The following is a 7,338-nucleotide window of genomic DNA, read 5'->3' on the forward strand; positions in this document are numbered from 1 at the left end:
CGGTGGGCGGCCATCGGTGTGGAGCGCGGTTGGCAGGCCACCATGGTGCTCACCGAGCCCGACGCCGGATCCGACGTCGGGGCGGGCCGCGCCAAGGCCATCCAACAACCCGACGGCACCTGGCACATCGAGGGCGTCAAACGGTTCATCTCCGGCGGCGACGTGGGCGAGACCGCCGAGAACATCTTCCACCTGGTGCTGGCCCGGCCGGAGGGCGCGGGCCCGGGCACCAAAGGGTTGAGCCTGTTCTATGTGCCCAAGTACCTGTTCGACCCGGAGACGTTCGAACTCGGTTCCCGCAACGGTGTTTTCGCGACCGGCCTGGAACACAAGATGGGCATCAAGTCCTCGCCGACGTGCGAATTGACCTTTGGCGCCACCGATGTGCCGGCCGTCGGCTACCTGGTTGGCGACGTGCACAACGGGATCGCGCAGATGTTCACCGTGATCGAGCAGGCTCGCATGACGATCGGCGTGAAGGCGGCCGGAACCCTGTCCACGGGCTACCTGAACGCGCTGGCCTTCGCCAAGGAGCGGGTGCAGGGGGCCGATCTCACCCAGATGGCCGACAAGACCGCGCCGCGGGTCACGATCATCCATCACCCCGACGTGCGTCGCAGCCTGATGACCCAGAAGGCGTACGCGGAGGGCCTGCGGGCGCTCTACATGTACGCGGCCGCCCACCAGGACGCCGATGTCGCGCAACGGGTTTCGGGCGCCGACCCGGACATGGCGCATCGCATCGACGACCTGCTGCTGCCGATCGTCAAGGGGGTGAGCTCCGAGCGGGCCTACGAAATCCTGACCGAGTCGCTGCAGACGCTGGGCGGTTCGGGCTTCCTGGTCGACTATCCGATCGAGCAGTACATCCGCGACTCCAAGATCGATTCGCTCTACGAGGGCACCACCGCCATCCAGGCGCTGGATTTCTTCTTCCGCAAGATCGTCCGCGACCGCGGCCAGGCACTGCAGTTCCTGACGGCTCAGGTCAGCCGCACCATCGACACCTGCGACGAGGAACTCAAACCTCAGGCGGAGCTGGTGCAAGCCGCGCTCGACGAAGTCACCGCGATGACCGGCGCGCTGACCGGGTATTTGATGTCGGCCACGCAGCACCCGACCCAGATCTACAAGGTGGGGCTGGCATCGGTGCGCTATCTGCTCGCGGTCGGCGATCTGCTCATCGGCTGGCGGTTGCTGGTGCAAGCCGGCATCGCGCGCGCCGCGCTGGCCGACGCTGCCTCGAGCAGCGACAAACACTTCTTTCAGGGCAAGGTCGCGACGGCGACGTTCTTCGCCAAGAACATGCTTCCCCGGCTGGCCGCGCAGCGCAGGGTCATCGAATCCATCGACGACGACATCATGCGAGTCTCCGAAGACGCGTTCTGAATGGGCGTCACACAGCTCCGGCACAGCTAAATCGGGTACATCTTTTCGTGGTCCAACTCACGAATGGGGGAAATGTTGATATCAGCAAGCTGTCCCACGGCCCGGCTCACCCGGTTCGCCATCCTCGCCGCCACCGGCGCCACCGCGCTGTCCGTCGCCGCGTGCGGGTCGTCGAACCAATCGGCTCCGACGTCGACTTCCACCTCTACGTCGACTGTGACCTCGACCGCCACCTCCCAGGCACCGGCCCAGGGCGAAGCCAAGGTGAGCGGCCTGATCGCCTCGGTTGCGGGCAACTCGATCCAGGTCACCAAGGAAGACAAGAGCAACGCCGCCGTGAATTTCACCGCGACGACCAAGATCACCGAGGTCGGGCCGGCCACGCTCAGTGACGTCACCTCGGGCAGCTGCGTCACCGTGCGGCCCACCCAGGCAGCCCAGAGCGGGCAGCCGGTCACCGCGGCGTCGGTCCGGGTCAGCCCGTCGGTCAACGGCACCTGCCCGAAGCCCAAGGAATCCGGACCGGCTTCCGGCCCCGGTTCCAGCGCACCGGCACCCTCGGGCTCGCCGACACCGGCGCCCCCGAAGCCCCAGCCGTTGCGAGGCTCCGTCGCGTCCGTGACGGGAAACACCATCAGCGTCGCGGGCACCGACGCCAGCGGTAACACCACGCAGACGCCCGTGACGGTCGACGACCAGACCAAATACTCCAAGCTGGCCACCGCCACTCCGGACGCGATCGCCCAGGGCAAGTGCCTCAACGCCCGCGGGACCATGGACAACGCCGGCGCGCTGCAGGCGACCAGCATCAACGTGCGGGCGGCCAACGACGGCAACTGCGGGCCCAAGCCGCGCGGGTGATCCCGGTTACGGGGCGGTGAAAACCGGGTTCCGAGCGGGTACTCAGGTCCGAATCCGCAACTCACGATCGGAGCGACGTCGATGTCTGCCAGCACGGTCAAGCCTCGACTGGCTCAGCTGGCGATCGTCGGGGTCATCGCGGTCATCGCGTTGAGCGTCGCCATGTGCCACTCGGATCGCACGGCGAGCACCAGCGGCACCGGCAAGCCGACGGTGACGGCGGTGCCGCCCAGCCCCGCGCCGGGAGCGCCGGCTCCCCCGCCGCCCCCCGCCCCGAAGGACTACGTCGAGGGCCTGGTCGAGTCGGTATCGGGCGGCACCATCCAGCTGAGGACGCGCACGGGTTCGGCCACCGTGGACTTCTCGCCGGCGACGAGGGTCGTCGAGGTCACCCCGGCCCAGCTGACGGACGTCACCCCCGGTAGTTGCGTCAACGTGCGCGCCACCCCGCAAAGCGCGCCCACGGGTGGCGCGATCACCGCGCAGGCCGTGACGGTGACCTCAGCCATCGACGGCAAGTGCCCGCCGCCGGCCGGGTTCTACGGCACTGTCAGCTCGGTCTCGGGTAACACGATCGCCGTCAACGGCATGGGTCCCCAGCCGACGCCCACCAATGTGACCGTCGCGAGCTCGACCTCCTACCAGAAGCAGACGCCTTCAGACTCCCGGGTGATCACGAACGGCAAGTGCATGGGCGCTCAGGGCGCCCAGGACGCCGGCGTGCTGCACGCGATGACGATCAGCCTGGAAGCGTGCCCGCCGATGGGGCACCCGCACCACCACCTGCATCTCCCCCACCTGCCCTTCCACATCTAGCGCCGGGTCGGGCGGTCAGGATTCAGACGGTGAACCCCAGGGCCCGCAGTTGCTCGCGGCCGTCCTCGGTGATCTTGTCCGGGCCCCACGGCGGGTTCCACACCCAGTTGATCCGCAGGTCGTCGACCAGGCCGCTGCCGACCAGCGCGCTGCGCGACTGGTCTTCGATGACGTCGGTCAGCGGGCAGGCCGCCGACGTCAGCGTCATGTCGATCAGGGCGATGGTTCCCTCGTCGCCCTCTTCGACGTTCAGGCCATAGACCAGCCCGAGGTCGACCACGTTGATGCCGAGTTCGGGGTCGACGACGTCGCGCATCGCCTCCTCGACGTCGGCGAGCAATTCGTCGTCCGGTGCGGTGGTTTCGCTCATTTTTGGTCCTCCTTGCCGGCTTGGCTGGCTTGCGCCAAAGCGTCTTTGAACGCCATCCATCCGAGCAGCGCGCACTTCACGCGCGCGGGGTATTTGGCGACTCCGGCGAAGGCGACGCCGTCGCCGAGGACGTCATCGTCGCCCTCGATGGTGCCGCGCGAGGACACCATCTCGGTGAAGGCGGTGGTGGTCTTGAGCGCCTCGCCGACGCTGTGCCCGATCACCTGCTGGGTCAGCACCGAGGTCGACGCCTGGCTGATCGAACAGCCCTGCCCGTCGTAGGAGACGTCGGCGACGGTTTCGCCGTCGTCGGACAACCTGACCCGCAGGGTGATCTCGTCGCCGCATACCGGGTTGACGTGGTACACCTGCGCGTCGAACGGCTCCCGCAATCCCCGATGCTGCGGATGCTTGTAGTGATCGAGGATCACGTCCTGGTAGATCTGCTCGAGACGCAAAGTCATTCTCTCCCAAAGAAATCCAGGGCGCGTCGCACGCCGGCCACCAACCGCTCGACCTCGCCGGCGGTGTTGTACACCGCGAAGGAGGCCCGCGCGGTGGCCGCCAGCCCGAACCTGCGGTGCAGCGGCAACGCGCAATGGTGCCCGACGCGCACGGCGACGCCGTCGTCGTCGAGCACCTGCCCGATGTCGTGCGCGTGCACGCCGTCGACGACGAACGACACCGGCGAGCCGCGGTTTTCCATCGAGGTCGGGCCGACGATGCGCACGCCGTCGATGCCGGACAGGCCCTCGAGGGTCGCGGCGACGAGTTCGCGTTCGTGGGCCTCGGCGGCGTCCATGCCGACCGCGGCGAGATAGCGCGCGGCGGCGGCCAATCCGACCACCTGGGAGGTCATCGGGGTGCCGGCCTCGAAGCGCTGCGGCACCGGGGCGTAGGTGGAGGCTTCCATGGTCACCGTCTCGATCATGGACCCGCCGGTAAGAAACGGGGGCAGCTGGGACAGCAACTCGCTGCGGCCGTACAGCACGCCGATCCCGTTGGGGCCCAACATCTTGTGCCCGGAGAACGCAGCGAAGTCGACGCCGAGCGCGTGGAAGTCGACCGGCCGGTGCGGCACCGACTGGCAGGCGTCCAGCACGGTCAACGCACCCACGGCCCTGGCGCGGGTCACCAGGTCGGTCACCGGCGCGAAGGCGCCGGTGACATTCGAATGATGGCTGAAGGCAACGGCTTTGACCCGCTCGTCGAGTTGCAGCGAGTCCAGGTCGATGCGCCCGTCTTCGGTGACGCCGTACCAGCGCAAGGTGGCACCGGTGCGCCGGGCGAGCTCCTGCCACGGAACGAGGTTGGCGTGGTGCTCGAGCTCGGTGGTGACGATGACGTCGCCGGGCCGAACGGAGCGCTCGAAGCGCTTGTCGCCCAGCACGTATGACACCAGGTTGAGCGCCTCGGTGGCGTTCTTGGTGAATACCAGTTCTTGCGCGTCGGCCCCGACGAAGGCCGCGACGTCGGCGCGGCCCTGCTCGTAGGCGTCGGTGGCCTCCTCCATCAGCTGGTGCGCCCCGCGATGCACCCCGCCGTTGGAGGTGAGCAGGAATTCCCGCTCGGCGTCGAGCACCTGCACCGGCCGCTGCGACGTCGCGCCGGAATCCAGGTACGCCAACTGATTTCCGCCGCGCATGACGCGCTTGAGGATCGGGAAGTCGGCGCGGATCGCGTCGACGTCCAGCGGTGTCGCGGTGGTGGCCACGGTTATGCTCCTGCGGCCGCCGCTTGAGTGAAGCGGACGTAGCCGTTCTGCTCGAGCTCGTCGGCCAGCTCCGGCCCGCCGGATTCGGCGATGCGGCCGCCGACGAACACGTGCACGTATTCCGGGTGGATGTAGCGCAGGATGCGGGTGTAGTGCGTGATCAGCAGGACGCCGCCGTGCTCGGACTCGGCGTAGCGGTTCACGCCGTCACTCACCACCCGCAACGCGTCGACGTCCAGGCCGGAGTCGGTCTCGTCGAGGATCGCGATCTTGGGTTTGAGCAGCTCCAGCTGCAGGATCTCGTGGCGCTTCTTCTCCCCGCCCGAGAAACCCTCGTTGACGTTGCGCTCGGCGAACGCCGGGTCGATCTCGAGCGATGTCATCGCCGCCTTGACCTCTTTGACCCAGTGCCGCAGCTTGGGGGCCTCGCCGCGGACGGCGGTGGCCGCCGAGCGCAGGAAGTTGGACACCGAGACGCCGGGCACCTCGACGGGATACTGCATGGCCAGGAATATGCCGGCCCGCGCGCGCTCGTCGACACTCATCGCCAGCACGTCCTCGCCGTCCAGCGTGATCGACCCCGAAGTGACGCGGTACTTGGGATGACCGGCGATGGCGTACGACAGCGTCGACTTGCCCGAGCCGTTGGGGCCCATCAACGCATGCGTCTCACCGGATTTCACCGTCAGGTCCACGCCGTTGAGGATGGGAATCTCGCGCTCCCCCTCGGCGGCGTTGGGGTTGTCGACGCTGACGTGCAGGTCCTTGATTTCCAATGTGGTCATTACGCTGTTGCTCTCGATTCGGTGATGGCCAGCTCGTGTTCGATGGCTGCGGTCAGGCGTTCCCGCACCGCGGGTACCGCGATCTTCGAGATGATCTCGCCGAAGAACCCGCGGATCACCAGGCGGCGGGCCTGCTCTTCCGGGATGCCGCGGGAGCGCAGGTAAAACAGTTGCTCGTCGTCGAAACGCCCGGTGGCGCTGGCGTGCCCGGCCCCAACGATCTCGCCCGTCTCGATCTCGAGGTTGGGCACCGAGTCGGCGCGCGCCCCGTCGGTGAGCACCAGGTTGCGGTTCACCTCGAAGGTGTCGGTGCCGGTGGCTTCGGCCCGGATCAGCACGTCGCCCACCCAGACGGTGTGCGCGTCGGGCAGCGCCGAGTCCGGATCCCCTTGCAGCGCACCCTTATACAGCACGTTCGACTTGCAGTCGGGCTGGGCGTGGTCCACCAGCAGCCGCGACTCGAGGTGCTGGCCGGCGTCGGCGAAGTACAGGCCCAGCAGCTCGGCGTCCCCGCCGGGGCCGCCGAACCGCACGTTGGCCGACATTCGCACCACCTCGCCGCCGAGCGTGACGGTGACGTGCCGCAGCACCGAGTCCTTGCCCAGTTTGGCGTGGTGCGCGCTGACGTGCACCATGTCGTCGGCCCAGTCGGCGATCCACACGACCGTGAGCCGGGCCGCGTCGCCGACGATGAATTCGACGTTGTCGGCGTAGGTTCCGCTGCCCCGCAGGTCGATGACCACCACCGCCTCACCGAGCTCCTCGACGCATATCTGCAGATGCCCGTAGGCCACCGCGCCCTCGCCGGGCCCGGTGACGGTGATGTTGATCGGCTCGGCGATCCGCGTGTCGCGGCCGACGGTGACCAGCGTCGCGGAGTTGAACGACGAAAACGCTTGGGCGGCAACGCGATCGGCGGGGGCGCCGCCCTGGCCAAGCCGCTGGTCGCCGCGGCGGACGGTCTCGGTGTGGACACCGGGCCGCTCGCTGACGTCGATCCGCGCCCTGCCGGTGGCGTTCGCCGAGCCGTCGTGCAGCCCGCGGAGCCGCCGCAGCGGGGTGAACCGCCAGAGCTCGTCGCGCCCGTGCGGAACCTCGAACGCGTCGACATCGAAGGAGGAGAACAGCTCTCCCTTATTCAGTGCGGCAGCGGTCATCCGACCGCGCCCTCCATCTGCAACTCGATCAGCCGGTTGAGCTCCAGCGCGTACTCCATCGGCAGCTCTTTGGCGATCGGCTCGACGAACCCGCGCACCACCATCGCCATCGCCTCGTCCTCGGTCAGCCCGCGGCTCATCAGGTAGAACAGCTGGTTCTCGCTGACCTTCGACACGGTGGCCTCGTGGCCCATCGTGACGTCGTCCTCGCGGATGTCGACGTACGGGTAGGTGTCGCTGCGGCTG

General features: G+C 68.1%; 9 protein-coding genes and 1 pseudogene. 3 read left to right on the top strand and 7 right to left on the bottom strand.

The genetic code is table 11. From position 1 onward, the window contains the following. On the top strand, positions 1 to 1,389 hold a 1,389-nt coding region (locus VMD50_RS04565; protein ID WP_325425298.1), incomplete at its 5' end, for an acyl-CoA dehydrogenase family protein. 26 nt (positions 1,390 to 1,415) lie between these two features. Here the strand turns inward: VMD50_RS04565 and VMD50_RS04570 are convergent. Continuing rightward, complete coding sequence (locus VMD50_RS04570; protein WP_325425300.1) at positions 1,416 to 2,024, bottom strand: hypothetical protein; 609 nt, start codon at positions 2,022 to 2,024, stop codon at positions 1,416 to 1,418. Here VMD50_RS04570 and VMD50_RS04575 point away from each other — a divergent pair. Beyond that, a complete protein-coding gene (locus VMD50_RS04575) occupies positions 2,008 to 2,250 on the top strand; it encodes a hypothetical protein (RefSeq protein ID WP_325425301.1) in 243 nt (80 codons plus the stop codon). The two genes, VMD50_RS04570 and VMD50_RS04575, sit on opposite strands and share 17 nt — an antisense overlap. Before the next feature lie 81 nt (positions 2,251 to 2,331). Then, a complete protein-coding gene (locus VMD50_RS04580; protein ID WP_325425302.1) occupies positions 2,332 to 3,066 on the top strand; it encodes a DUF5666 domain-containing protein in 735 nt (244 codons plus the stop codon). A 22-nt stretch (positions 3,067 to 3,088) separates the two neighbouring features. Here the strand turns inward: VMD50_RS04580 and VMD50_RS04585 are convergent, their stop codons facing one another. From VMD50_RS04585 to VMD50_RS04610, 6 genes and pseudogenes are all read right to left on the bottom strand, one after another. Next, on the bottom strand, positions 3,089 to 3,436 hold the full coding sequence (locus tag VMD50_RS04585; RefSeq protein WP_325425304.1) for a metal-sulfur cluster assembly factor: 348 nt from the start codon (positions 3,434 to 3,436) through the stop codon (positions 3,089 to 3,091). Continuing rightward, a pseudogene (sufU, locus tag VMD50_RS04590) lies at positions 3,414 to 3,900 on the bottom strand (Fe-S cluster assembly sulfur transfer protein SufU); the annotation flags it as partial. The pseudogene sufU and the gene VMD50_RS04585, both read right to left, overlap by 23 nt. Then, positions 3,897 to 5,150: a cysteine desulfurase gene (locus VMD50_RS04595; RefSeq protein WP_325425305.1), complete on the bottom strand. Its 1,254-nt coding sequence runs from the start codon at positions 5,148 to 5,150 to the stop codon at positions 3,897 to 3,899. The pseudogene sufU and the gene VMD50_RS04595, both read right to left, overlap by 4 nt. Before the next feature lie 2 nt (positions 5,151 to 5,152). After that, complete coding sequence (gene sufC, locus VMD50_RS04600) at positions 5,153 to 5,935, bottom strand: Fe-S cluster assembly ATPase SufC (RefSeq protein ID WP_325425307.1); 783 nt, start codon at positions 5,933 to 5,935, stop codon at positions 5,153 to 5,155. Then, positions 5,935 to 7,092 carry a Fe-S cluster assembly protein SufD gene (gene sufD / locus VMD50_RS04605; RefSeq protein ID WP_325425309.1) on the bottom strand — a complete coding sequence of 386 codons (1,158 nt, stop codon included), beginning with the start codon at positions 7,090 to 7,092 and terminating at the stop codon, positions 5,935 to 5,937. The genes sufC and sufD overlap by 1 nt, the downstream gene beginning before the upstream one ends. Further along, on the bottom strand, positions 7,089 to 7,338 hold a 250-nt coding region (locus VMD50_RS04610; RefSeq protein WP_325425310.1), incomplete at its 5' end, for a SufD family Fe-S cluster assembly protein. The genes sufD and VMD50_RS04610, both read right to left, overlap by 4 nt.

This window comes from Mycobacterium sp., assembly GCF_035506235.1.
Taxonomy (GTDB): Bacteria; Actinomycetota; Actinomycetes; order Mycobacteriales; family Mycobacteriaceae; genus Mycobacterium.